The sequence below is a fragment of the Micromonospora sp. RTGN7 genome, assembly GCF_033804645.1.
Taxonomy (GTDB): Bacteria; Actinomycetota; Actinomycetes; order Mycobacteriales; family Micromonosporaceae; genus Micromonospora.
Window position 1 is genome coordinate 1 of the sequence record NZ_JAPZLF010000049.1, and the last position, 2,685, is coordinate 2,685.

Sequence of the window (2,685 nt, forward strand, 5' to 3'; positions counted from 1 at the left end):
CGGGGGGGGGGGGGGGCGCCCCGCCCCGCGCCTGCCCCCCCCCCCCCCGCCCGCGGGCCGCCCCCCCTGGGGGGCCCCCGCCGCGCCCCCCGCCCCCCCCCCCCCCCCCCCCCCGCCGGCCCGGCCCCGGCCTGCTGGCGACCTCCGGCCGGCATCGGCCGGGCCGGCCGGCCATGCTGACGGACGCCAGGACCATGAAGACCTCGGGGCTCCGCCCCGAACCCCGGCCCTCCTCAGAGATGCCGCCGCGGCTCACCTCGCCGAGCACCATAAGGGCCTCCAGCCTCCCCGGACGGGGAGGCTGGCAAGTCTACGACTGCCCGACGAGGAGATCCGCCAGAAAGGAGTCAGCGCAGATCAAATCTCAACCGCGCGCATGGAGCAGCCTTTACCCGGTCGAGTCGGTCGCTGCCCTCGTCGATGATCGTCAGGATCTCGTAGGCGTAACTCGACGCCCCCACCGTCGCGCCCGAGAAGACCTCGCGGTACAGCAGCCAGATGCCGCTCTGGGCGGCGGCAACGCACTCGGCGGGGAGGTCCCTCCCCTGACGCGCGAGCTCCCCCGTCTGCCCGTTGTCCCCGACGAGGAACAGCAACGTCTCCAGGAATATGAAACGCGCGGCCGGAGAAGCATTGTCGGCCAAGGCCGCCAGTGCCACGGAGACCACCGGCAGGGCCGGCTCAAAGACCACCGACGGCTGCCAGACATGGCCCTCAAGCGCGATGCGCTCCGCTTCAGCATCCGTCTCGGCCCGGGCAAGACTCAACAGGTCTTTGCCGAGATGCTTTGCGGATCTGCCGCACCCGCAGCGCAGAGACTTCCAGTCGTGTCCCGCGACCTCGAGTCGAACGATTTCCATCCGTGAGACATTTCCTTCCTCGCGTCGTCAGTTGATCGGGGCAGCGGCGTGTCGTACAGCCATCCGTACAGCCCAGACCGCCCGCCAACGCCGACGACATCCGACAGTGACGGACGGGCTGAGCAGGTGAGCGGCTCCCCTACCAGCCCGCTCCGATCTTCTTCTAACCCCCAGGCCGTAGCTCAGTCAGCAGTCCCGGAACCCGCTCCCGAAGCTTGGCCATCACCCGCGACAGCCCGGCGTCCAGGTCGTCGCCGTCCCACCGCACGAGTTCCCCGCCCAGCGGCTTGCCCGACCCCAGCACCGTCCAGCGCCCCCGTTCGCGTTCACCGTCCATCTTGACGATGGCGACTAGGCCGTGATCCCCGGGCTGGACCTCCAAAGGTTCACGCCACCGTTGCACTGAAACGACACATTTGGTTTGACCATCCACAACGGCCACTACGCGCACTCTCGCGGTTGCCCCTGGTGAGGCGCCTCCTACCGAAGCGGTGGCCGGACCGACCTCACCCGCGATGGATTCCTGCCATGACTCGCACCGCACCTCTGGGGCAAGCTGCGGCGGGTTCACCGGCTCCCCGCTGAGGCACCCGAGCCCCAAGACTGCCAGCGCTGCCACGAGCCGCGGGTTTGTCGTCCTGCGAGGCGACGGGGGGGCGGGTGCACTTAGATCGATGACGGGCATAGGGCAAGTTATCCGATGGGCAGGTAACCCGCTCGTACCGACGCGGGCCATCCACGGGCCAGTAACCGTGGCGCCCAGCGGTCATGAGCGGGCACGAGCGGCACCGAGCTCTGCCGCCGACAGCAGGCGTTTCGGGCATCGCGGCTCGTTGAGCGCGATCTTCCAAACTGAAGCTCGACCACGGATGCGCGGCTATGTTGGCCTGGTCAGGCCATCGACGCCCGGAGCCGGCTGATCGCTCTAAAGACCTCATCTCTGTGCTTTGCGTCCTTTGCCCACTTCGGGAGGCGTTCGAGCATGGTCATGCTGGTCATGTTGTGACCGCGCTCCCGAAGATGCGCAGACACGTACGCCTCCAGGACGTTGAGGTGCTCGGCGTTGTAGGCCCAGAGCACCCGCCCTACGCAAGCCGTGGATAGCCAGAGAGGCTGACCAAAGTAGGGATCCAGTGGGCCCGACAGATGCGGCAGGCGGCGTCCGGCGGATCCAGGGATGCGAGAAGCTTCCCACACCGCGACATGCCCGCATGCCTGACAGGCGAGGCGGCGCCGTAGCCCGTAGCGACGGTCAAAGTCGGAATGCGGGTCTGGGCGGATGGAGGCACGTTGGTCGCAGCGCGGGCATCTCACCTGGATGTCGTCCGTGAAGGCGTACAGAGATTTCCGCGGATCCCTGAAGCGCATCCTTCGGCTGTTCTCGGTTGGCTGCACGCGCCGAGCGTAGAGCCCGTGCGTCGAGGGGAGTGCGGCGTGCCCGTCGCGTGCCGATCGCACGGGCGGTGAGGGCAATGGCGGTCAGCTTCGGCGGGTCGAGGCAGAGACGACGGGGCAGGTCAAGACAGGTCAGCCCCACGCCGAACGGGCCGCTGACAACACCTCCTAAACCGCGTGCTGCGGCGGTCGTCAAGCAGTCGGCGCCTGGGGACCAGGTGGGGACCACACGGTGTGCGCGATGGTGGTCGGCATGCCGTCGACCACACGGCCTGAGCTCGGGCATAGCGTGTTTGACGTCCGTGGACGTGTGGCGAAGCGTCCTGGGGGTCAAGGGGTCGTCGGTTCGAATCCGGCCGTCCCGACAAGGTGAAACAGCAGGTCAAAGGGCTGGTCCGAAACATCGGGCCGGCCTTTCTGGCTTCCTGGG

The 2,685-nt window shown here is 68.3% G+C and carries 3 protein-coding genes; all 3 read right to left on the minus strand.

Going from position 1 to position 2,685, the window contains the following annotated elements; all coding sequences use genetic code 11:
* Window positions 1-347 precede the first annotated feature (347 nt).
* The 3 genes from SNR22_RS29125 to SNR22_RS29135 all read right to left on the minus strand — a co-directional run bounded on the left by SNR22_RS29125 (window position 348) and on the right by SNR22_RS29135 (window position 1,940).
* On the minus strand, window positions 348-860 hold the full coding sequence (locus tag SNR22_RS29125; protein WP_320069888.1) for a hypothetical protein: 513 nt from the start codon (window positions 858-860) through the stop codon (window positions 348-350).
* A 163-nt stretch (window positions 861-1,023) separates the two neighbouring features.
* Window positions 1,024-1,197, minus strand: a complete 174-nt coding sequence (locus SNR22_RS29130) for a hypothetical protein (protein WP_320069889.1) — start codon at window positions 1,195-1,197, stop codon at window positions 1,024-1,026.
* A gap of 554 nt (window positions 1,198-1,751) precedes the next feature.
* Window positions 1,752-1,940: a hypothetical protein gene (locus tag SNR22_RS29135; protein ID WP_320069890.1), complete on the minus strand. Its 189-nt coding sequence runs from the start codon at window positions 1,938-1,940 to the stop codon at window positions 1,752-1,754.
* Window positions 1,941-2,685: the final 745 nt, after the last annotated feature.